Source organism: Aeromicrobium sp. SORGH_AS_0981 (genome assembly GCF_031453195.1).
Lineage (GTDB): Bacteria > Actinomycetota > Actinomycetes > Propionibacteriales > Nocardioidaceae > Aeromicrobium.
The window spans coordinates 3,453,951-3,474,465 of the sequence record NZ_JAVIZD010000001.1 but is presented as its reverse complement, the minus strand read 5'-3'; the positions used below and the strand labels follow the sequence as shown (position 1 = coordinate 3,474,465).

Annotated in this window: 26 protein-coding genes and 1 tRNA gene; 14 read left to right on the top strand and 13 right to left on the bottom strand. The window is 72.2% G+C overall.

The annotated features are described in order from the left end of the window. The first annotated feature begins 15 nt into the window (after positions 1-15). Positions 16-738 carry a ribonuclease PH gene (gene rph, locus QE370_RS17150; RefSeq protein ID WP_253024612.1) on the top strand — a complete coding sequence of 241 codons (723 nt, stop codon included), beginning with the start codon at positions 16-18 and terminating at the stop codon, positions 736-738. Then, positions 735-1,388 carry an RdgB/HAM1 family non-canonical purine NTP pyrophosphatase gene (gene rdgB / locus QE370_RS17145; protein WP_309635098.1) on the top strand — a complete coding sequence of 218 codons (654 nt, stop codon included), beginning with the start codon at positions 735-737 and terminating at the stop codon, positions 1,386-1,388. Before rph ends, rdgB begins: the two co-directional genes overlap by 4 nt. On the opposite strand, the gene QE370_RS17140 is transcribed toward rdgB, so the two are convergent. Together QE370_RS17140 and QE370_RS17135 are read right to left on the bottom strand one after the other, a co-directional pair. Then, positions 1,385-2,203, bottom strand: coding sequence for an SGNH/GDSL hydrolase family protein (locus QE370_RS17140; protein ID WP_253024597.1), 819 nt, complete (start codon positions 2,201-2,203; stop codon positions 1,385-1,387). The two genes, rdgB and QE370_RS17140, sit on opposite strands and share 4 nt — an antisense overlap. An 84-nt stretch (positions 2,204-2,287) precedes the next feature. Then, on the bottom strand, positions 2,288-2,752 hold the full coding sequence (locus tag QE370_RS17135) for a tRNA (cytidine(34)-2'-O)-methyltransferase (protein ID WP_309635097.1): 465 nt from the start codon (positions 2,750-2,752) through the stop codon (positions 2,288-2,290). A gap of 26 nt (positions 2,753-2,778) precedes the next feature. Between QE370_RS17135 and QE370_RS17130 the strand changes: the two genes are divergently transcribed. Then, the gene (locus QE370_RS17130) at positions 2,779-3,219 is read left to right on the top strand and encodes an SRPBCC family protein (protein WP_309635096.1); all 441 of its coding nucleotides are present in this window, start codon (positions 2,779-2,781) and stop codon (positions 3,217-3,219) included. A 20-nt stretch (positions 3,220-3,239) separates the two neighbouring features. Here the strand turns inward: QE370_RS17130 and QE370_RS17125 are convergent, their stop codons facing one another. The 3 genes from QE370_RS17125 to bcp form a co-directional block, all read right to left on the bottom strand. Then, positions 3,240-4,139, bottom strand: a complete 900-nt coding sequence (locus QE370_RS17125; RefSeq protein WP_309635095.1) for a carbohydrate kinase — start codon at positions 4,137-4,139, stop codon at positions 3,240-3,242. Between the two features lie 76 nt (positions 4,140-4,215). Further along, positions 4,216-4,297 (bottom strand) — tRNA-Leu (locus QE370_RS17120). A gap of 33 nt (positions 4,298-4,330) precedes the next feature. After that, the gene (gene bcp, locus QE370_RS17115) at positions 4,331-4,807 is read right to left on the bottom strand and encodes a thioredoxin-dependent thiol peroxidase (RefSeq protein ID WP_253024589.1); all 477 of its coding nucleotides are present in this window, start codon (positions 4,805-4,807) and stop codon (positions 4,331-4,333) included. Positions 4,808-4,853: 46 nt separating this feature from the next. On the opposite strand from bcp, the gene QE370_RS17110 reads away from it, so the two are divergent. The 5 genes from QE370_RS17110 to QE370_RS17090 all read left to right on the top strand — a co-directional run bounded on the left by QE370_RS17110 (position 4,854) and on the right by QE370_RS17090 (position 8,375). Further along, positions 4,854-5,099 carry a DUF3618 domain-containing protein gene (locus QE370_RS17110; RefSeq protein ID WP_253024587.1) on the top strand — a complete coding sequence of 82 codons (246 nt, stop codon included), beginning with the start codon at positions 4,854-4,856 and terminating at the stop codon, positions 5,097-5,099. Positions 5,100-5,101: 2 nt separating this feature from the next. Then, positions 5,102-5,428 (top strand): co-chaperone GroES, encoded by a 327-nt coding sequence (locus QE370_RS17105; RefSeq protein WP_067855740.1) that lies wholly within the window; start codon positions 5,102-5,104, stop codon positions 5,426-5,428. A 52-nt stretch (positions 5,429-5,480) separates the two neighbouring features. After that, a complete protein-coding gene (locus QE370_RS17100) occupies positions 5,481-6,605 on the top strand; it encodes an aromatic acid exporter family protein (RefSeq protein WP_253024585.1) in 1,125 nt (374 codons plus the stop codon). Between the two features lie 339 nt (positions 6,606-6,944). Next, positions 6,945-7,235, top strand: a complete 291-nt coding sequence (locus QE370_RS17095) for a hypothetical protein (protein ID WP_253024583.1) — start codon at positions 6,945-6,947, stop codon at positions 7,233-7,235. A 216-nt stretch (positions 7,236-7,451) separates the two neighbouring features. Next, a complete protein-coding gene (locus QE370_RS17090) occupies positions 7,452-8,375 on the top strand; it encodes an AEC family transporter (RefSeq protein WP_309635094.1) in 924 nt (307 codons plus the stop codon). 54 nt (positions 8,376-8,429) lie between these two features. On the opposite strand, the gene QE370_RS17085 is transcribed toward QE370_RS17090, so the two are convergent. The 4 genes from QE370_RS17085 to dapD form a co-directional block, all read right to left on the bottom strand. After that, the gene (locus tag QE370_RS17085; RefSeq protein ID WP_309635093.1) at positions 8,430-9,311 is read right to left on the bottom strand and encodes a CoA ester lyase; all 882 of its coding nucleotides are present in this window, start codon (positions 9,309-9,311) and stop codon (positions 8,430-8,432) included. Next, on the bottom strand, positions 9,308-10,357 hold the full coding sequence (locus QE370_RS17080) for a CoA ester lyase (RefSeq protein ID WP_309635092.1): 1,050 nt from the start codon (positions 10,355-10,357) through the stop codon (positions 9,308-9,310). Before QE370_RS17080 ends, QE370_RS17085 begins: the two co-directional genes overlap by 4 nt. 240 nt (positions 10,358-10,597) lie before the next feature. After that, complete coding sequence (locus tag QE370_RS17075; RefSeq protein WP_253024576.1) at positions 10,598-11,428, bottom strand: hypothetical protein; 831 nt, start codon at positions 11,426-11,428, stop codon at positions 10,598-10,600. A 115-nt stretch (positions 11,429-11,543) separates the two neighbouring features. After that, positions 11,544-12,476, bottom strand: coding sequence for a 2,3,4,5-tetrahydropyridine-2,6-dicarboxylate N-succinyltransferase (dapD, locus tag QE370_RS17070; protein WP_309635091.1), 933 nt, complete (start codon positions 12,474-12,476; stop codon positions 11,544-11,546). Between the two features lie 61 nt (positions 12,477-12,537). Here dapD and QE370_RS17065 point away from each other — a divergent pair, with 61 nt between their 5' ends. Then, positions 12,538-13,215: a VOC family protein gene (locus QE370_RS17065; RefSeq protein ID WP_309635090.1), complete on the top strand. Its 678-nt coding sequence runs from the start codon at positions 12,538-12,540 to the stop codon at positions 13,213-13,215. Further along, positions 13,212-13,742 carry a GNAT family N-acetyltransferase gene (locus QE370_RS17060; protein ID WP_253024570.1) on the top strand — a complete coding sequence of 177 codons (531 nt, stop codon included), beginning with the start codon at positions 13,212-13,214 and terminating at the stop codon, positions 13,740-13,742. The genes QE370_RS17065 and QE370_RS17060 overlap by 4 nt, the downstream gene beginning before the upstream one ends. Here the strand turns inward: QE370_RS17060 and QE370_RS17055 are convergent. The 3 genes from QE370_RS17055 to QE370_RS17045 are packed head-to-tail and all read right to left on the bottom strand — an operon-like array spanning position 13,739 to position 15,622. Then, the gene (locus QE370_RS17055; protein ID WP_309635089.1) at positions 13,739-14,404 is read right to left on the bottom strand and encodes an SDR family oxidoreductase; all 666 of its coding nucleotides are present in this window, start codon (positions 14,402-14,404) and stop codon (positions 13,739-13,741) included. The genes QE370_RS17060 and QE370_RS17055 overlap by 4 nt on opposite strands. Positions 14,405-14,414: 10 nt before the next feature. After that, positions 14,415-14,933, bottom strand: coding sequence for a mycothiol transferase (locus QE370_RS17050; protein ID WP_309635088.1), 519 nt, complete (start codon positions 14,931-14,933; stop codon positions 14,415-14,417). Further along, complete coding sequence (locus QE370_RS17045) at positions 14,930-15,622, bottom strand: SDR family oxidoreductase (RefSeq protein ID WP_309635087.1); 693 nt, start codon at positions 15,620-15,622, stop codon at positions 14,930-14,932. The genes QE370_RS17050 and QE370_RS17045 overlap by 4 nt, the downstream gene beginning before the upstream one ends. A 670-nt stretch (positions 15,623-16,292) precedes the next feature. Here QE370_RS17045 and dapE point away from each other — a divergent pair. From dapE to QE370_RS17030, 3 genes are read left to right on the top strand one after another with little or no spacing between them, the layout of a single operon-like run. Next, positions 16,293-17,354 (top strand): succinyl-diaminopimelate desuccinylase, encoded by a 1,062-nt coding sequence (dapE, locus tag QE370_RS17040; RefSeq protein WP_253024562.1) that lies wholly within the window; start codon positions 16,293-16,295, stop codon positions 17,352-17,354. Continuing rightward, positions 17,351-18,070: a TIGR00730 family Rossman fold protein gene (locus tag QE370_RS17035; protein WP_286689331.1), complete on the top strand. Its 720-nt coding sequence runs from the start codon at positions 17,351-17,353 to the stop codon at positions 18,068-18,070. Before dapE ends, QE370_RS17035 begins: the two co-directional genes overlap by 4 nt. Positions 18,071-18,074: 4 nt before the next feature. Continuing rightward, positions 18,075-18,893, top strand: coding sequence for a TrmH family RNA methyltransferase (locus QE370_RS17030; protein ID WP_309635086.1), 819 nt, complete (start codon positions 18,075-18,077; stop codon positions 18,891-18,893). A 96-nt stretch (positions 18,894-18,989) separates the two neighbouring features. Here QE370_RS17030 and QE370_RS17025 read toward each other — a convergent pair whose 3' ends face one another. Beyond that, positions 18,990-19,793, bottom strand: a complete 804-nt coding sequence (locus QE370_RS17025) for an ion transporter (protein WP_309635085.1) — start codon at positions 19,791-19,793, stop codon at positions 18,990-18,992. A 75-nt stretch (positions 19,794-19,868) separates the two neighbouring features. Here QE370_RS17025 and QE370_RS17020 point away from each other — a divergent pair, with 75 nt between their 5' ends. Beyond that, complete coding sequence (locus QE370_RS17020) at positions 19,869-20,441, top strand: DNA-3-methyladenine glycosylase I (RefSeq protein WP_253024559.1); 573 nt, start codon at positions 19,869-19,871, stop codon at positions 20,439-20,441. The last annotated feature ends 74 nt before the right edge of the window (positions 20,442-20,515 follow it).

Sequence of the window (20,515 nt, the reverse complement as noted above, 5' to 3'; positions counted from 1 at the left end):
GGTAGGGTCGCGACCATGACCACCCGCGAGGACGGCCGCGCCGTCGACGAGCTGCGTCCGATCACGATCACCCGTCACTGGCTCGACCACGCCCAGGGCTCCTGCCTGGTCGAGTTCGGCCGGACGAAGGTGCTGTGCGCCGCGTCGGCCACCGAGGGCGTGCCGCGCTGGCGCAAGGGCTCCGGCCTCGGCTGGGTCACGGCCGAGTACGCGATGCTGCCGCAGGCCACCCACGACCGCTCGCAGCGCGAGTCGGTCAAGGGCCGGATCGGCGGTCGCACGCACGAGATCTCGCGCCTCGTCGGACGGTCTCTGCGCGCCGCGGTCGACGACAAGGCGCTCGGCGAGAACACGATCACCATCGACTGCGACGTGCTGCAGGCCGACGGCGGCACGCGGACGGCGGCCATCACGGGCGCTTACGTGGCCCTCGCCGACGCGGTCGCCCACCTGCGCGAGAAGGGCGCCCTCGCGGGCGAGCCGCTCGTGCAGTCGATCGCCGCGGTCAGCGTCGGCATCATCGACGGCACCCCGATGCTCGACCTGCCCTACGTCGAGGACGTCCGCGCCGAGACGGACATGAACGTCGTCATGACGGGGGAGGGCTCGTTCATCGAGATCCAGGGCACCGCCGAGGGGGCCCCCTTCGTCCGCTCCGAGCTCGACGCGCTGCTCGCGCTGGCCGAGAAGGGCTGCGCCGACCTGACGCGTCTGCAGCAGGAAGCCCTGCAGGCGTGACCCGCACCGTCGTGCTGGCGTCGAACAACGCCAAGAAGCTCGCGGAGCTGCAGCGCATCCTCGCGCCGCTCGTGCCGGACGTGCAGGTGCTTGGGCTGTCCGACGTCGCCGACTACCCCGAGCCGGCCGAGACCGAGCCGACGTTCGAGGGCAACGCGTTGATCAAGGCGCGGGCGTGCCTGGAGGCGACGGGACTGCCGTCGTTGGCCGACGACTCGGGGCTGTGCGTCGACGCGCTGAACGGGATGCCCGGGGTGCTGTCGGCGCGCTGGTCGGGCGTGGCGAGGAGCGAGCCCGGCGGGGGTGCCGGGCCGGGGGCGGCGCGGGAGACGCGCGACGCCGCCAACAACCGGCTGCTGCTGAGCCAGCTCTCCGAGGTCCCGCCGGAGCGTCGTACGGCCACGTTCGTCGCCGTGGTCGCGTTCTGCACGCCCGACGGGCAGGAGCACGTCGTCCGTGGCGAGATGCCGGGCCGCATCCTGGCAGCCGAGCAGGGCGAGGGCGGCTTCGGCTACGACCCGCTGTTCGCGGCCGACGGGTACGACGTGTCGACGGCGGAGCTCGCGCCGTCGGAGAAGGACGCCATCAGCCACCGGGGTCGCGCGCTGACGCAGGTCGCACCGCTGGTGGCGCGGGCGCTGGGCGACTAGCGCGCGCGATCCGTCGCCGCTCGGGCCGTCGACTCCCGCTCGACCGCGGTGAGACCGGGCGATCCGGGAGCAGGCCGGTCGAGGGCGTCGACCACCACGTCGGCCAGCGCGAGGCTGCCGGACAGCGTGGGGTGGACGCCGTCGATGGTGCGTCCGTGCCGGTCGAGGGCACCCCGCGTGGGCACGTACTCGAGCCCCTCGCGGAGCGCGGCGGTGTGCACGATCGACGTCACGCGACGCTGCTGCCACGGCTCGGTCGGGCCCCACGGCGGACCCAGCACCAGGATGCGGGTGCTCTCGGGCATCCGGCGCTTGACCAGCCGGAGGTAGCGCGTGACGGCCTCCTGCACGGCCGCGTCGGAGGAGGGGACCAGACGTCCCTCCGCGCACGACGCCCAGTCGTTGCGGCCGCCCTCGACGATGAACACCGACGGCGCAGGACCACGGAACGCGGCGCGGCGCTGGACGAACGTGTCGCCGGTGCAGCCCATGCCCGGACGCAGGTAGCCCGACCCGGACTGAGCGTAGGTGCGCACGGGCGTGTCGTAGTGGCGGGCCACGAAGCTCCACCAGCCCTGGTGCCGACTGCCGGGCTCGTCGTCGTAGCGGGCCGTGATGGAGTCGCCGACGACCACGATGCCGCGCGGGAACGGGTTGCGCGCCGCGACGGGCTCGCCCAGGACGGCCTGCTGGTCGGCGACCGTGGGCTCGCTGCCGACCGCACCCTGGTGACCCAGCGTGATCGCGAGGCTGGCGAGCAGACCGAGCACGAGGGCGCTGACGAGGACGTGTCGGTGGAGGGTACGTCGTGCCATCGTCTCGCTCTGTCCTCCCGTCGTCGCTCGTCCTCCCCAGCCTACGTCGCCCACGTCGAGTCGGGGCACGGAGTGACCGACGGCTCAGTGACCACCCGCGAAGCCGTGCTGGCGCCAGGCCTCGTAGACGACGATCGCGGCGCAGTTCGCGAGGTTCATCGAGCGTCGGGCGGGCAGCATCGGCAGGCGCAGCCGGTCGGTCACGCGGGGGTGCTGCTGCACCTCCTCGGGCAGACCGGTCGGCTCGGCGCCGAACAGCAGGACGTCGCCGGGCTCGTACGCGACGTCGGTGTAGGCGCGGGTCGCGCCGGTGGTGAAGGCGAAGACCCGCGCGTCGCCGAGTGCGGTCAGTGCCGCCTCGAGGTCGGCGTGCACGTGCAGCGTGGCGAGGTCGTGGTAGTCGAGCCCGGCGCGTCGCAGCTTCGGCTCGGACAGGTCGAAGCCGAGGGGCTCGACGAGGTGCAGCTCCGCCCCGGTGGCGGCGGCGAGCCTGATCGTGTTCCCGGTGTTGCCCGGGATGCGCGGCTCGTGGAACAGGACACGGAACATGACGCCGTCACTCTAGGATGTCGGGCATGCCCGGACCCCACCCCCTCGGCCAGCCCCGGGTCCACGTGACCCACACCTTCCGTTCCGCGCCCGCCGACGTGTTCGCCGCGCTCGGCGAGCACGAGAACCTCGGCCGGCTGTTCGGCGCGAGCATCACCCGCCTGCGCGACGGGGAGACGTCGCGCAACGGCGTCGGCTCGGCGCGGACGCTGAAGATCGGCCCGCTGCCCGCGTTCGTCGAGACCGTCGTGGTCTCCGAGCCCGACGAGCGCATCGAGTACGAGATCACCCAGGGCAGTCCGCTCCGCGGCCACCGCGGCATCCAGCTCTTCACGCCGACTGCGGACGGCGGCACGCTGCTCGACTACACCATCCACTTCGACGCGCCGGTCCCTGGCGTGGCCGGCGTGGTCGCGAGGGTGCTGACCCAGAAGATCTCCGCGGGGCTGCCGCGGCTGCTGCCCTGACGGCGTCGGGGCAGCCGGGCTCAGAGCTCGTGCTCCCACGGCGGCTGAGCGCCTGCCCGGGCCACGACGAACGCCGAGCAGCGTGACGCGAAGTCGGTGACCTCGCGCCACAGCGACAGGTCGGCGGCGTGCAGGCGCGTGCTGCCGACGACCCCGTCGAGCCCGTCGTCCTTCAGGGCCGCGATGAGGCCCGACATGAACGCGTCGCCGGCGCCGACCGTGTCGACGACGTGCTCGGCCAGGGCGCGCGAGGCGATCGAGCCGCGGTGCGTGTACGTGCGTGCACCCCGCGGACCCATCGTCATCACCACGGCGGCGGGGCCGGCAGCCAGCCAGCTGCGCGCGGTGTCAGCCGGGTCGCTGTGCGGCTCGAGCCAGGCGAGGTCCTCGTCGCTGACCTTGACGACGTCGCACAGCGGCAGCAGCGACTCCACGCGGTCGAGCGCCTCCGCCCGGCTGGGCAGCAGGCTCGGCCGCACGTTGGGGTCGAAGGTCACCGTGCACATCGGGGCGAGGCGGCGCAGGGCGTCCTCCATCTCGTCCGCGCCCGGGTCGAGGAACGCGGCGATCGACCCCGTGTGGATGATGTCGGGCACCTCCTCGGCCCAGATCCGACCCGGGTCCCAGACGATGTCGAACTCGTAGGTCGCGCTGCCGTCGTCGGCGAGCGTCGCCACGGCCGTGGAGGTGCGCTCCAGCTGCTTGAGCCCCGGCATGAGGCGAACGCCGGACTCGGCGAGGTGCATCCGCACCAGCGCTCCGAGGTCGTCGGTGGCCAGGCTCGTGGCCAGCACGGGGGTCACGCCCAGCCGACCGAGCCCGACCGCGACGTTCGCGGGACTGCCGCCGGGGTGCTCGGACCGGGAGCCGTCGGACCGTTCGACGATGTCGACGAGGGACTCACCGATGACGAGGACCATGCGCACAGTGTGCCGGTCGAGTGGCTCGCCGCACGAGGCGCTCCGGCCAGGTGTGTCGCCCAGGTGTGTGCCCCAGTGCCGGTGACAGGACTCGAACCTGCACGCCCAGGGGCACAGGAACCTAAATCCTGCGTGTCTACCAGTTCCACCACACCGGCGGGTGCGGGCCCGAGTCTAGTGCGGCGCCGACCTCAGGCGGCGTCGAGGCCGAGGTCGCGGCGCAGCTTCGCCACGTGACCCGTCGCCTTCACGTTGTACTGCGCCAGCTCGACCGTGCCGTCCTCGCCGACGACGACCGTCGAGCGGATGACGCCCTCCACGACCTTGCCGTACAGCTTCTTCTCCCCGAACGCGCCCCAGGCCGTCATGACCGCCTTGTCGACGTCGGACAGCAGCGTGATGGTGAGGCCGTCGCGCTCACGGAACTTCTGCAGCTTCTCCGGCTTGTCCGGGCTGATGCCGAGCACCGTGTAGCCCTCGGCCTGCAGCCGGTCGATCGAGTCGGAGAAGTCGCACGCCTGCTTCGTGCAGCCGGGCGTCATGGCCGCAGGGTAGAAGTACACGATCACCTTCTGGCCGCGCAGGTCCGAGAGCGTCACCTCCGCGCCGGTGTCGTCCGGGAGGGTGAAGTCGGGTGCGGTGTCACCGGGCTGCAGTCGCGTCGTCATGGGTCCTATCCTTGCAAGGTCAGTCCGACCCGACGAGAGGCACCTTGTGACGTCACAGAGCGACGAGCTGGTCGACGAGATCGAGCAGATCCGCGAGCGCCTGGCCGACACCGTCGACGCCCTGGTCGACCGGACGAACCCCAAGAACATCGCCCGCCGGACCCTGGAGGACGTCAAGGGCCGCTTCGTCGCCCCCGACGGCAGCCTGCGCTACGAGAACGTCGTGCCGGTCGTCCTCGGCGTCGTGGGCACGGTCGCCGCCGTCGTCGTCCTGCGCAAGGTGCTGGGCTGACCATGGCCGAGCGCGGCAAGCTCGCGATCCGCATGCTGCACGACCGGCTGCTCGTCTCCCTCGACGACGAGGCGGGGGAGCGGCGCTCCGGCGGCGGCATCCTGATCCCGGCCACGGCCGCCATGGGCAAGCGCCTCTCGTGGGCCAAGGTCGAGGCGACGGGCGCGCACGTGCGCGCGGTCGAGGTCGGCGACCGGGTCCTCTTCGACCCGGAGGAGCGGGCGGAGGTCGAGGTGCGCGGCGAGAGCTTCGTGCTGCTGCGCGAGCGCGACCTGCACGCCGTCGCCTCCGAGCGCATCGAGGAGGGCCAGACCGGCCTGTACCTGTGAGGGTGCGGCGGACGGTGGCGGCCACGGGCCGCGGCCAGGGAGCGGAGGACGGATGAGCGGGACCGGACGTGAGGTGCCCCTGCGCCGCATCCGGCTGCTGCGCAGCGAGGAGACGTTCGTCGACCGCCTGCGTCTGCTCCGTCGTCGCTGGCGGCTCATGCTCCGCCTCGGGGCCGCGTCGTCGCTCGCCTTCCTCGTGGCCACCCAGGTGTTCGGCCACCAGCAGGCGTTCTTCGCGCCCATCGCCGCGGTCGTCGTCATCACCGCGGGAGGTGGGCTGCGCGGACGCACGCTCTTCGAGGTGGTCGTCGGCGTCGCGCTGGGCGTGCTGGTGGGCGAGCTGATCATCCTCACCATCGGACGTGGTCCGGCGCAGATGGCTCTCGTCGTGCTCCTGACCGTCGCCGCGGCCACCCTCACCGGCATCCGCGGGCTCGCGCTCACCCAGGCGGCCAGCTCGGCCGTCCTGCTGGCCGCCGTCGTGCCCGTGCCGGGTGCGGGCAACCCTGCCCTGACCCGGTTCCTCGACGCGCTCGTCGGAGGCCTCTGCGGCATGGCCATGGTGCTGCTGATCCCGCGCAACCCCGTGCGCGACATCGACGCCGAGGTCCAGCGGCTCCTGCGGCAGCTCGCCTCGGTGCTCCGTGGCACCGGCCGGGCGCTGCGCGAGTCGGACTCGACGGTCGCCGACGACGCGCTCACGCGGGCCCGAGGCCTGCAGAGCAGCATCGAGTCGCTCGACGCGACCGCCGCCAACGTCAGCGAGATCGCGCGCATGTCCCCGCTGCGGTGGCGCCAGCGCGACCACCTGGCCCTCTACGTCGGGGCGGTGCGCGACTTCGACAACGCCATCCGGGACGCCCGGGTCCTGGCCCGCCGCGCCAGCGCCATGCTGCGCCACGGCGAGACGGGCCCCGACGCGCTCTGGCTGTCGGTCGAGGAGCTCGCCGAGGCGGTCGACCTCGTCGCCGACGACCTGTCGACGCTCGACGACTTCGCCGGTGCGCGCGAGCGGCTCGTCGCCGCGGTCCGCATCGCGGTCGAGGCGCTGCCCGCCACGATGACTCTCAACACGGCGGCCATCACCGCCCAGGTCCGGTCCATCGCCGCCGACCTGCTGTACGTCTGCGGTGCCACGCGCGACGAGATCGACGAGGCGCTCGACGTCGGTCCCTGAGCCGGTCGTCCGTGCCGGCAGCCTCGACGCGCCGACGCAAGGGGTGGCGCCCCAGCGTCGCGGTGCGCTACGTTGCTCTCACCCGACCGCCCGAGGAGGTGAGCCGCATGACCCAGACCACGACCCCGATCGCCTTCGATCGCGCGTCCGCCGTCGCGTCCTTCGGCACCCACGTCCTCGGAGCAGTCCCTCGTTAGCCGGCACCAGCTGCCCGGCCCCCGAGCCGCTCCGGACCCCGTGTCCTGAGCGGCTCTTCTCGTGTCCGCCCACGACGTCCGTCCCTTCGATCCCACCCTGTCCTCGATCCCACCCACCCGACTCACAGAGAGGAGGCGCGCAATGAACCAGCACGACGACATCGACACCTTGCCCGCAGACACCCCGACGACCACCCAGATCGCCACGACCCCCACCCGGGTCGACCGAGACGGACACGACGTCACCACGACATCCGGAGAGGGGGTGAACGCGATGGCCAGGAAGCCCGAACGCTCCCGTGCCCGCCGCAAGCGCGCCTGGGACGAGATGTCCGACACCGACCGTCAGGTGCTGCTGGAGGCCGTCCGACAGCGCCGCGAGATGCAGGCGCTGCAGGACGCCCACCGGCTGCAGATGCTGACCCAGAGGTAGACGCCACGCGTCGCGAGGGGCCCCGTCCACCTGGACGGGGCCCCTCGTCGTCCCCGGACCACGACGCCCTCCCCGCGTTCTGTGGAGATGATGACGATCTCCCGCGTGGAGACTGTCGTAAGGTCCACAGAACGCGGGAACGAGGGAGCAGCGGCGGGGGGTGCTGGGGCCGGCCTGGTGCCGTGAGCGTGGCGGCGCTCTGCGACGATGAGGGCGATGAGCGGCGTCCTGGAGGGGTTCACCACCATCGGCGCCCTGATCGCGCTCGGTGCCCTGCTGGCGCACCTGCGGGTCTTCGACCTCAGCGCCCAGGTCGTGCTGTCGCGGCTCGCGTTCTACGTCGCGAGCCCGGCCCTGATGATCACGGTGCTGCAGGACGCCGACGTCTCCGCGGTGCTGTCGCGCAACCTCGTCGCCACCGGCTGCGCCGTGGTCACGGTCGTCCTGCTCTACGTGGCGGTGGCGCGGCTGGTGCTGCGCCAGGGTCTCGCCGACACGGTGGTCGGCGCGCTCTGCTCGGCGTACGTCAACGCCGGCAACCTCGGTCTGCCGATCGCGGCCTACGTGCTCGGCGACGCTGCGCTCGTCGCGCCGACCCTGCTGCTGCAGATGCTGGTGCTGCAGCCGATCGCCCTCGCGGTGCTCGACGTCGCCGTCGCGGAGCACCGGGTGCCGTGGCACCGCTTCGTCACCCGACCGCTGCGCACGCCCCTGACCGTCGGGTCGCTGCTCGGGCTCACCCTCTCGCTCACCGACGTGCGGCTCCCTCGGCTCGTCGACGAGCCGCTCGGCCTCGTCGGGGCCATGGCGGTGCCCGCCATGCTGATCGCCTACGGCGTCTCGCTGCGGCTCGGACCCCGCCCGGGCAGCGGTGGCAGCGCACCGGTGCTCGCGCTGATCGTGACGCTGAAGCTCGCGGTGCAGCCCGTGGTGGCGTACACGGTCGGCCGCTTCGCGCTCGGCATGGAGGGAGCCCCGCTGCTGGCCGTCACCGTGCTCGCCGCGCTGCCCGCCGCGCAGAACATCTTCGTCATCGCCGTGCGCTACGACCGGTCCACGGTGCTGGCGCGCGACGCCGTCTTCGCCACCACCGTGCTGTCGGTGCCCGCCGTCGCCGTCGCGGCAGCCGTCGTCGGCTGACGCCGGACGCACGCAGGGCCCCGTCCACGCGGACGGGGCCCTGCCTGCGGGTGGTCAGCGACCCTGCAGCGCCTCGTGGAAGGCGAGGATGCGCCGCGCGTCGCGCACGTGCAGCTCCTCCACCATCTTGCCGTTGAAGGTCACGACGCCCTGCCCGGCGGCCTTCGCCTCCTCGAACGTGTCGATGAGGCCCTGCGCGCGCTCGACGTCGTCGGCCGACGGCGCGAACGCGACGTTCGCGGGCTCCACCTGCGAGGGGTGGATGAGCGTCTTGCCGTCGAAGCCCATCTCCCGACCCTGGCGCGCCTCGGCCTCGAAGCCCTCCGGGTCCTTCACCGCGTTGTACACGCCGTCGATGACCACCTTGCCGGCCGCGCGCACCGCCAGCAACGTCCACGCGAGCGACGTCAGCACCGTCGCGTTGCGACCGGGGACGTGCAGGCCGTACGTCTCGTTGACGATGTCGTTCGTGCCCATGACGACGACCGTGAGCCGCTCGTGGGCCGCCGCGATCTCCTCCGCGTGCAGCAGCGCGCGCGGCGTCTCGATCATCGCCCAGAGCTGCGTGTGGTCCGGCGCGCCGTGCCGCTCCAGCGCCTCGACGAGCGCGAGCACCTGCTCCGCCGACTCGACCTTCGGCACGAGGATCGCGTCGGGACCGGCCTGGCTCGCCGCCTCGACGTCGGCGTCGTGCCACTCGGTGCCGATCGAGTTCACGCGGATCGCCAGCTCGCGGTGGCCGTACTCGCCGGACCGGACCGCCGCGACCACGTTCTCGCGACCCTGGACCTTGGCGTCCGGGGCCACCGAGTCCTCGAGGTCGAGGATCAGCGCGTCGGCGTCGATCGTCTTCGCCTTCTCGAGCGCGCGCTCGTTCGCGCCCGGCATGTACAGCACCGAGCGGCGGGGACGGATGGGGGCGGGAGTGGTGCTCACAGGGCGTACAGCTCCTTCAGCTCGGGGTCGCGCTCGGCCAGCTCACGGGCCAGGTCGAGCATCACGAGGCACTGCTTGCAGGACGCGTCGTCCTCCATCTTGCCGTTGATCATCACCGCACCGGAGCCGTCGCCCATCGCCTCGACGACCTCCTTCGCGTGCGCCACGTCCTCGGCGCTCGGGGAGAACACCTTCTTCGCGATGTCGATCTGCACCGGGTGCAGGCTCCACGCGCCCACGCAGCCCAGCAGGAACGCGTTGCGGAACTGGTCCTCGCACGCCACGACGTCCTTGATGTCGCCGAACGGGCCGTAGAACGGGAGGATGTCGTTCGCGGCGCAGGCGTCGACCATGCGCGCGATCGTGTAGTGCCACAGGTCCTGCTGGTACGTCGTGCGACCCTCGGTGAGGTCCTCACCCGTCGGGTCCTGACGCACCAGGTAGCCCGGGTGCCCGCCGCCGACACGTGTCGTCTTCATGCGACGGCTCGCTGCGAGGTCGGCCGGGCCGAGGCTGATGCCCTGCATGCGCGGGCTCGCCGCCGCGATCTCCTCGACGTTCGTCATGCCGAGCGCGGTCTCGAGGATCGCGTGCACCAGCAGCGGCTTGCGCACGTTCCCCTTCGCCTCCAGCTGCGCCAGCAGCCGGTCGACGTAGTGGATGTCCTGCGCACCCTCGACCTTCGGCACCATGATGACGTCGAGCTTGTCGCCGACCTCCGTCACCAGCGTCGTCAGGTCGTCGAGGACCCACGGCGAGTCGAGGCTGTTCACGCGCACCCAGAGCTGCGTGTCGCCGAAGTCGGTCGCCTTCGCGATGTCGACGAGACCCTGGCGAGCGGCCTCCTTCTTCTCGGTCTTGATCGCGTCCTCGAGGTTGCCGAGGATGATGTCGACCTTCTTCGCGATGTCCGGCACCTTGGCCGCCATCTTCTCGTTGCTCGGGTCGAAGAAGTGGATCATCCGGGACGGACGGAACGGCACCTCGGACAGCGGAGCGGGCGCTCCGACCGCGAGGGGACGGAGGAATGCACGGGGGTTGCGCACGTGGCTTCTCTTCCTGCAGACGGCGGGACTGCCCGTCAGTATGGCCGGGCTTCGTGACTCGTGAGTAGGGCGGGTGTCACTGTTCACTTTGCCGCCCACGGCCCGGCACCCCCGCCAGGCCCGCGCCGCCCACGGCCCGGCACCCCCGCCAGGGCGGTAGGTGACGCGCGGAACGACGCGTGCAGGTAGGTCGCGCGCGGTACCGACCCTCGCTGACGCGCGTCACCTACCGCCGACGAGTCAGCGCAGGGATGCGACGACCCGGTCGCGGCGGGCGCCGGTGTCGCGCACCCACCCGTCGGGGGAGTCCTCGGCGCTCCAGCGTCGACCGTCGAAGGAGACGGCGGCGACCTTCAGGTGCTCGGCGTTGGCCACCAGGTAGTGCGCCAGCGCCCAGCCGCGTGCCCGCACGTCGGCCCGGGCGCCCGCGAACCGGAACGTCAGCTCGTCCTGCGCCTCGTCGCTCGTGTGCTCGATCTCGCCGAACGCCGCGTCGACGTCGGCCGCGACGCTGCGCACGTTCCCGCCGCCCACCGGGTTCAGCTGGCACGTGAACGCCGCCGGGCTGTAGCCGCGCAGGGCCGACGACAGCGCCCGCGCGTAGTCCTCGTGCTGCGCGTAGGCGCCCGGGAAGGCGGAGCGCTGCACCTCCTGCGCCGCGACGGTGATCCGCTTGCTCGCGTACCCGTCGACCTTCTCGAGCCCGTCGTAGAACCTGCCGATCGCGTACGCCGGGTCCATGATCTGGTCGACCGTGCCCCAGCCCTGCGACGGACGCTGCTGGAACAGCCCGACCGAGTCGCGGTCGCCGTAGTCGATGTTGCGGATCTTCGACTCCTGGAACGCGGTCGCGATCGCGATCGTCGTCGCCCGCGGCGGCAGTCCCCGGTTCTGCGCCAGCGCTGCCATCAACGACGACCAGCGCGCCTGCTCGACGTCGACCTGTGCCACCGTGTCGCCCACGCGGGCCACGCAGTACTCGCTGCGACGCGGCTGGCGGTCGGTGAAGACCGTGACCACCAGGCCACCGGCCACCAGCACGGTGACGAGGAGGACCCAGCGCAGCTTCACGGCGCCACCCTAGGCAGACGGACCCACCCGCGGGCGACGACGCGAGGGCACGACGTCGCACCGGTCGCGCACCGCCGCGGGTCCGCCCCCGGTGGCCGGGCCGCGGCGACGTCGCTCAGTTGGCGTGCAGGTCGGAGTTGAGCTCGATGCCGCGACGCTCGCCACGCGGTCGCGCCTCGACCTGGCCGGTCTCGCTGTTGGTGAGGAACAGCAGGTTGTCCTGGCCGCTCAGCTCGGCCGCCTTGACGACCGTGCCGTCCGGGGTGCGCACCTTCGTGCCGGCGGTGACGTAGCAGCCGGCCGCCACGACGCAGTCGTCGCCGAGGGAGATGCCGATGCCCGAGTTCGCGCCGAGCAGGCTCCCGCTGCCGATGGAGATGACCTGCGTGCCGCCGCCGGAGAGCGTGCCCATGATGCTGGCACCGCCGCCGATGTCGGTGCCGTCGCCGACCACGACGCCCGCCGAGATCCGACCCTCGACCATCGCGTGGCCGAGCGTCCCGGCGTTGAAGTTCACGAAGCCCTCGTGCATGACGGTGGTGCCCTCCGCGAGGTGCGCACCGAGCCGCACCCGGTCGGCGTCGCCGATGCGCACGCCGGAGGGGATGACGTAGTCGGTCATGCGCGGGAACTTGTCGATGCTCGTGACGTTCACCGTCAGACCGGCGGCGCGGGCGCGGGCGCGGGTGTGCTCGAAGCCGGCGACGGCGCACGGGCCGATCGTCGTCCACACGACGTTCGTGAGCAGGCCGAACTGGCCGTCGAGGTTGAGGCCGTGCGGCTTGACGAGCCGGTGCGACAGCAGGTGCAGGCGCAGCCACACGTCGTAGGTGTCGGCAGGAGCGGCGGCGAGGTCGTCGACGACGACGTGCACGACCGCCTTGCGCACCTGACGGACCGGATCGTCGCCCGTCAGCGCGGTGAGCTCCTCGGGCTCCGGGTCGTGCGCCGGGACGCCGAGACGGGGCTCGGGGAACCAGACGTCGAGGACGTCGCCGTCCTCGGTGAGGGTGGCCAGACCGTACCCGTGCGCGCTGTTCTCGCTCATGGGAGCCAATCTATCGAGCCGTGGCTGGCCGCTGTCGGGGAGCGGGTCTAGCGTGAGACGCATGCCTCTCGTCACCTGGAAGGACCTCTGCATCGACGCGGGCGACCCGACCTCCGCGGCTCCGTCGTGGGCGGCGCTGCTCGGTCTCGACGCGGTCCTCGACGGTGACGACGCGCACCTCGTGGGGCCGACGCCCGAGCACACCGTCTGGGTCAACCGCGTGCCCGAGCCGAAGACCGTCAAGGACCGTGTGCACCTCGACGTCCACGCCGCCGAGGAGGTGCCGTCGGGGACGACGCGGCTCAGTGCGGAGGGAGCGTTCCGCTGGACCGTCGTCGCCGGGCCCGAGGGCGACGAGCTCTGCACGTTCGTGCGCGACGCCGTGCCCGCGTACCGGCTCTACGAGGTCTGCGTCGACGTCGTCGACCACCGCGCCGCGGCCGCCTGGTGGCAGGGCGTGTGGGGAGGGCAGGTCGGCACCGACGCCGACGGCGGCTTCAGCTGGGTCGAGGACGTGCCCGGGCTGCCGTGCGAAGGCGTCGTGTTCTGCTCGGTGCCCGAGCCCAAGACGGTCAAGAACCGGATCCACTGGGACGTCACGCTCGCCGACGGCACGGTCGCCGACCTCGTCGAGCGCGGGGCGACGCTCCTGCGACGTCCCGACGACGAGGTGCGCTGGACGGTCATGGCCGACCCCGACGGCAACGAGTTCTGCGTGTTCGAGCGAGCCGACACGTGAGCGTCCTGCGGGTGCTCGACCCCGCCGACGCGGAGGTGCTGAGCCGGCTCTGGACCGACCACCGGGCTCACCTCGATCCGTGGAGCCCGTCCCGACCCGACCGCTTCTACACGGTCGAGGGACAGCTCGAGGTGGTCGAGGCGCGGCTGCTCGCGATGGCCGAAGGACGGGGCGCCTACTTCGTGGTGGTCGAGGAGGGCGGCGAGGTCGTCGGCGAGCTCAACCTCAACGACGTCGTGCGCGGTGCCTTCGAGAACGCCCACCTGGGGTACTGGCTCGCCGCCGACGTGCAGGGTCGCGGGCTCATGACCCGCGCCGTCGAGGAGGCGTCCGTGCACGCCTTCGAGGTGCTCGGCTTGCACCGTCTGCAGGCCGGCACCCTCGTGCACAACCACCGTTCGCAGGCGGTGCTCGAGCGGTGCGGCTTCGAACGGTTCGGCGTCGCCCCGCAGTACCTGCGCATCCAGGGACGGTGGCAGGACCACGTGCTCTTCCAGCGCCTCGCTCCCAGCGCGCCGCGGCTCTAGTAACGGGCCGAGAACCCGCCGTCGGCGTTCAGCAGCTGACCCGAGACCCAGCGTCCGGCGGGGGACAGCAGGAACGCGACGACGTCGGCGACGTCGCGCTGCGTGCCCAGTCGGCCCAGCGGGTGGTGCGGCAGGAGACCGGCGCGCAGCTCGTCGTCCATCCATCCCGTGTCGACCGGCCCCGGATTCAGCACGTTCGCGCTGATCCCCATCGGGCCCAGCTCGCGCGCTGCCGAGATCACGATGCGATCGAGCGCGCCCTTGGAGGCGCCGTAGGGCAGGTTGCCGGTTGTGTGGTCGCTCGTGAGGGCGACGACGGCGCCGCCGCCCTCGGGCACCTGGCGCGCGAAGCCGGCGATGAGCAGCAGATTCGCGCGGGCGTTCACGGCGACGTGCCGGTCGAAGCTCTCAGCGGTCGTGTCCAGCAGGCCGCTCTCCACGCCGTGCGCGTGGCTGAGCACGAGTGCGCCCACCGGTCCGCGCTCACGGCTGACGGCGGCGAGCAGGTCGTCGGGGCCGTGCGGGGTGGACAGGTCGACGTCGTGGTCGGTGCCGTGCAGATCGGACGTCGCCACCTCCCAGCCGTCCTCCACGAGTCGAGGCACGATGGCGGCGGCGAGGCTGTCCGGTCGGGCCGCCCCGGTCACGAGTGCGACGGGCATGCATCGCACCCTAGCGTCGACGGCGCTGCGCGACCCCGACCACGAAGGCTGCTTGGCCGAGGTGCTGCAGGGTGTCGCCCAGGACGCTGACCAGGCGCACCCCGGCGGTGACCGGCGGGTCCCAGTCCTCGTCGACCACGCGCGCGAGCTCGGCACCGTCGACGCGGTCGAGGTAGGCGAGGGTCAGCGCGTGCACGTCGCCGTGGTAGCGCGCCACCAGGTCGGGGTCGGTGCGGACGGCCGCGACCTGGTCGCTGTCGTGCCCGTAGCCGATGTCGCCGGGCTCGAAGGGGAGGGCGAAGAGGTCGCGCCAGCGCTCCCACGCCTGGTCGGTGCCGGCCAGCCCGGCCACGTGGTCGTCCTGCACGCGAGAGAGGTGCCACAGGAGCCAGATCGGGGTGTTCGCGTCGAGGTCGACGCGGTACGTCGCTGTGCGCTCGTCGAGGTCGGCGCACTGCTGCTCGACCAGCTCGCGGACCCTCCCGAACGCGTCGCGCAGCACGTCGGACGTCGTCAGGTGCTCGTTCATCGGACCACCAGGCCCTCTCGTCGGTCCCAGACGACCTCGGTGGCCTTGTCGTCGCGGACGGCGGCCAGCACGGCGTCGACGACCTCGGCGGCAGGGAGGGGTTCCGGGAGCTGGGGTGGCTCGCCGGCGAGTGCGTGCGCGGCGAGGTCGGTGTCGAGGTGCGGGGGTCGGACGTCGACGATGCGGGTGCTGCGGCGACGTTCGCGACGCACGACCGTGAGCCACGCCGAGAGCGCGGCCTTCGCGGCGGAGTAGTCGGCCATGCCGGCGGTGGGCGCGTCGGCGAGGATCGCCGAGAGCACCACGGCCACGCCGCCGTCCAGGTGGGGGAGGGCCGCGCGGACGACGCCGGTCGCGCCGAGCGTGTTGACGGCGAACAGCTCGTCGGCCACGGCAGGGTCGGTGTCGACCGCCGGCCCGAACGCGGGGACCCCGGTCGCGACGACCAGCAGGTCGAGCCCGCCCAGCGCCTCGACGGCCTCCCCGATCGTGGCGGCGGCACGCTCGACATCGACGACGTCGAGCTCGTACGCCGGTGCTGCCAGCTCCGACGCGACGGCCGCGAGCCGGTCGGCGTCGCGTCCGGTGACCGCCAGCCGCGCCCCGGCGCCGTGCAGCGCCTGCGCGACACCTCCTCCGAGGGCGCCGGTGGCCCCGACGACGAGGACGCGGGCGTCGGTGATCTCCATGCGTTCGACGCTACGCGCGAGGGCGCGTGGCGCAACGTGAGTGCGGCTCGTCGTCGACCTGCGGGTGCGTGGGTGGTGGTGGTCGTGGACTTGCGGGTGCGCTTCCGCAGGGGTCGTGACCTTGCTGGTGCGCTGCCTCGGCTGGCGCTGGGGGTGGTCTCCGAAAGGGCCTCGACCGGGCGGCTGGCAACCGCGCTGGGTTGGGCACTCGGGCTGCGGCTCGCGTGATGCGCACGGTTCTGCATCGGTGCGTGGGAGGGTCAACGGTTCTGCATTTGCTACGGGATCCCGTCGCCAACGCAGAATCGTTCGGCCTCAAGCGCGTGAAGGAAGAATCGTGGGTGCACTTGGGGGTGGGGTGGGCAGCGCTTCTCACTTCGCGTGGCACGGTCCACGAGAAGGGAGAAGCCCTGCCACGTCTGACCCTGTCGGCGGTGGATTCTCCACCTGTACAGCGCTGAGAAGGTTGCAGATCCACCGATGGGACGCGCACACGCAGAATCTTGCGTCCCGCGCGGCCCGCAGCCCGAGACCCCAGAGCAGCGACCGCCCAGCCGCCCGGTCGAGGCCCTTTCGGAGCGCAGGACGAGTCGAAGCCGCGCCAGCGCAGCGCCGGAGCCGCACCGACGCACCCGCGGGGGAGAGGTGGCCGCGCCCTAGAGTGGGCGCCATGGCCGTGCTCGACCCGACCCGCGACATCGTCCAGCTCACCGCAGACCTCTGCGACATCGCGTCGGAGAGTCTCGACGAGGCCGAGATCGCCGACGCGGTGGAGGCGGTGCTGCTCGCGGCGCCGCACCTGACGGTCGTGCGCGACGGGCACACGCTCGTGGCCCGCACCGACCTCGGCCGGGCGGAGCGTGTGGTCATCGCCGGGCACCTCGACACCGTGCCCGCGAACGACAACTTCCCGACGCGCCTGGACGGCGACACGCTCTGGGGACTCGGCACGTGCGACATGAAGGGCGGCGTCGCCGTCGCGCTGCAGCTCGCGGCGACCGTCGCCGAGCCGGTGCGCGACGTCACCTACGTCTTCTACGAGGCCGAGGAGATCGCCGCGCGGTTCAACGGGCTCGGTCGGCTCGCGCGCGAACGTCCGGAGCTGCTCGCCGGCGACTTCGCGATCCTCATGGAGCCGTCCGTCGCGTCCGTGGAGGCGGGCTGCCAGGGCACGATCCGTGTCGACGTCGTCACCCGGGGCGAGCGTGCGCACGCCGCTCGGTCGTGGACCGGGCACAACGCCATCCACGACGCCGCCGAGGTGCTCGTGCGCCTGCGCGACTACGAGCCGCGGCGTGTCGTGATCGACGGGCTCGAGTACCGCGACGGGCTCAACGCCGTCGGCATCAGCGGCGGGGTGGCCGGCAACGTCGTGCCCGACCTCGCCACCGTCACGGTCAACTACCGCTTCGCGCCCGACCGGTCCGAGGACGACGCGCTGGCGCACCTGCGCGAGGTGTTCGACGGCTTCGAGCTGACCGTCACCGACTCCGCGCCGGGGGCGCTCCCCGGTCTCGACCAGCCTGCCGCCGCCGCGTTCGTCGAGACGCTCGGCGCCGAGCCGCGCCCGAAGTTCGGCTGGACCGACGTCGCGCAGTTCACGCAGCTCGGGATCCCCGCGGTCAACTACGGACCCGGCGACCCGATCTACGCCCACAAGCAGGACGAGCACGTTCCCGTCGCGCACCTGCGTTCCGTCGAGGACGCCCTCAGGAGATGGCTGACCGCATGAGCTACCAGAAGGGCCCGGTGCACCTGCGCCGCGGCCACGTCCCCAGCAGCACCACCGACCAGCGCCTGCTCGACTCGCGCGGCCCGACCGACTGGGTGCACACCGACCCGTGGCGCGTGCTGCGCATCCAGTCCGAGTTCGTCGAGGGCTTCGGTGCCCTGTCCGAGCTCGGTCCGGCCGTGGCCGTGTTCGGGTCCGCGCGCACGACGCCCGACGACCCGATGTACGAGAAGGCGCGCGAGGTGGCCGAGAAGCTCTGCGGGCTCGGGTACGCCGTGATCACCGGCGGCGGCCCGGGCGCCATGGAGGCGGCCAACCGCGGTGCCAGCGAGTGCGGCGGCGTGTCGGTCGGCCTGGGCATCGAGCTGCCGCACGAGCAGGGTCTCAACGAGTGGGTCGACCTCGGCATCAACTTCCGGTACTTCTTCGTCCGCAAGACGATGTTCGTGAAGTACTCGCAGGGCTACGTCGTCATGCCCGGCGGCTTCGGCACGCTCGACGAGCTGTTCGAGGCGCTCACGCTGTCGCAGACGGGCAAGGTCACGACCTTCCCGATCGTGCTGTTCGGCACGGCCTACTGGCAGGGCCTGGTGGACTGGCTGCGTCAGACGATGCTCCCCGACGGGAAGATCAAGGAGTCCGACCTCGACCTCCTGCTGCTCACCGACGACGTCGACGAGGCCGTCGCGCACTTCGACGCCGTCGCGTCCAGCTGACGTCGTGCGGGTCACGTCGCGCAACGCCGCCTTCCAGCAGTGGGAGGCGATGCTGACCAACCGGCGCAAGCGCACCCAGCTGCGCCAGCTGCTCGTCCAGGGCGTCCGGCCGGTGTCCGTCGCGCTGGACTCGCCGCTCGAGGTCGTCGCGGTGCTGCACGACGACCGTCGCGACCCGTCGCAGTGGGCCCGCGACGCCGTGGCGCGGGCCGTCGTGCGCGGAGCCCAGCAGTACACCCTCTCGGCGGAGCTCCTCGCCGAGCTGGCCGAGCAGGAGCAGGACCGTCCCGAGGTGGTGCTGGTGATGGCGCAGCCGGCCGACGACCTCGCGCGGCTGCCCGCTGGCCCCGACCTGCTCGCGGTCGTGCTCGACCGGCCGACCAGTCCCGGCAACGTCGGGAGCATCGCGCGGTCGGTCGACGCCTTCGGCGGCAGCGGCCTCGTGGTGTGCGGCCATGCCTGCGACCCGTACGAGCCGCGGGCCGTGCGGGCGTCGACGGGCTCGGCGCTGACCGTGCCGACCGTGCGCCTCGGGTCGCCCTACGAGGTGCTCGCGTGGGTCGAGGACCTGCGCTCGCGTCTCGGCTGGGTGCAGGTCGTGGGCACCGACGAGGACGGACCGGTCGAGCTCGCCGATGCCGACCTGACGGTGCCCACCGTCGTCGTCACCGGCAACGAGACGCGTGGGCTCTCGGCCGCGTGGCGCGAGATCTGCGACGTCATGGTGCACATCCCGATCACCGGGACGGCGTCGTCGTTGAACGCGGCCAACGCGACGTCGGTCGTGCTCTACGAGGCCTCGCGCCAGCGTCACCGCGGCTGACCCGGTTTTCTCAGCGGAGCACGGAGAGCTTTCCGTGCGTCGCTGAGGAAACCGTGCCCGGTGGCAGATTCCCAAGTCGACCTGGGAATCTCCGCCTCAGGGGCGCTGGCGGGCGAGGTCGGCGCGCAGCGCCGCGACCTCGGCGCGGAGCTCGGCGACGGCGTCGACGACGACCTGCTCGCTCTCCTCCACCTCGTCGACGATCTCGCGCCGGTCCTCCTCCTTCTGCATCTCCAGCGCCTCGACGGCGACGGCGATGAAGAGGTTGAGGACGATGTAGGTCGAGACGAGGATGTAGCCGATGAAGAACACCCACGCGGCGGGGTAGGCGTCGGTCGCGGGGCGGACGATGTTGGCCCAGTCGTCGCCGGTCATCACCTGGAACAGGCTCAGCAGCGACGTCGGCAGGTCGCCGAAGTTCTCGGGGTCGACCCGGCCGAACATCTGCGTCGACATGACGCCGGCGACGTACACGAGCATCACCAGCAGTGCCCCGATCGAGACCATGCCCGGGATCGTCGCGGCGAGGGCGGAGACGACGCGGCGCATCGAGCGGACCGCCGAGAGCAGCCGCAGGACCCGCAGCACCCTGAGCACGCGCAGCACCCCGAACGCCCCCGACGCCGGGATGAGCGCCACCAGCACCACGAACAGGTCGAACAGGCTCCACCCGTCGCGGAAGAAGGCGCCGCGGTGGGCGTAGATCCGCAGGGCGATCTCGACGACGAACACGACGACCGTCGCCCAGCCGAGCGGTGCCAGCCACTCCTCGCGGCGCAGCAGCTGGGGCGACGTCTCGAGGCCCAGCACGACGGCGTTCACCACGATCACCGCGATGATGAACCACTGGAAGCGCGACGACTCGACGAGTGCGAGCACGCGGGCACGGGTCGGGGTCACACAGGCTCCGGAGAAGGCGACGGCAGGTCAGCCGCATCGTAGCGAGGAGCTCCTCGTGCCTGGCAGGATCGGCGCATGACGGTGACCGGCCCCGACGGCCTCGAGCGCTGCCCGTGGGGCGACGACCCGAGGCTGCGCCGCTACCACGACGAGGAGTGGGGTCGTGAGCTGCGCGGCGACCGGGCAATGTTCGAGCGGCTCAGCCTCGAGGCCTTCCAGTCGGGACTGTCGTGGTCGCTCATCCTGCGCAAGCGCGAGGCGTTCCGGGAGGCCTTCGTCGGCTTCGTGCCCGCGCTCGTCTCGCGGTTCGCCGACGCCGACGTCGAGCGTCTCCTCACCGACGAGGGCATCGTCCGCAACCGCGCGAAGATCGAGGCCACCATCAGCAACGCACGTGCCGTGCTCGAGCTGGGCGAGAGCCTCAGCGACCTCGTCTGGTCGTTCGCGCCACCGACGTCGCCCGCGCCGCGGACGGTCGCCGACGTGCCTGCGACGTCGGCGGAGTCGACGGCGCTCGCCAAGGAGCTCAAGCGCCGGGGGCTGAAGTTCGTCGGGCCCACCACCGCCTACGCCCTCATGCAGGCCACCGGCATGGTCGACGACCACCTCGTGGGCTGCCTCGCCCGTCGCACGCCGCCGCTGTCCTAGCCGTTCCTCCCTCCCGCACCACCAGCCTCACCAGGCACGGTGCGCCTCCCACGGCGGGCGCGCACACCGACCTA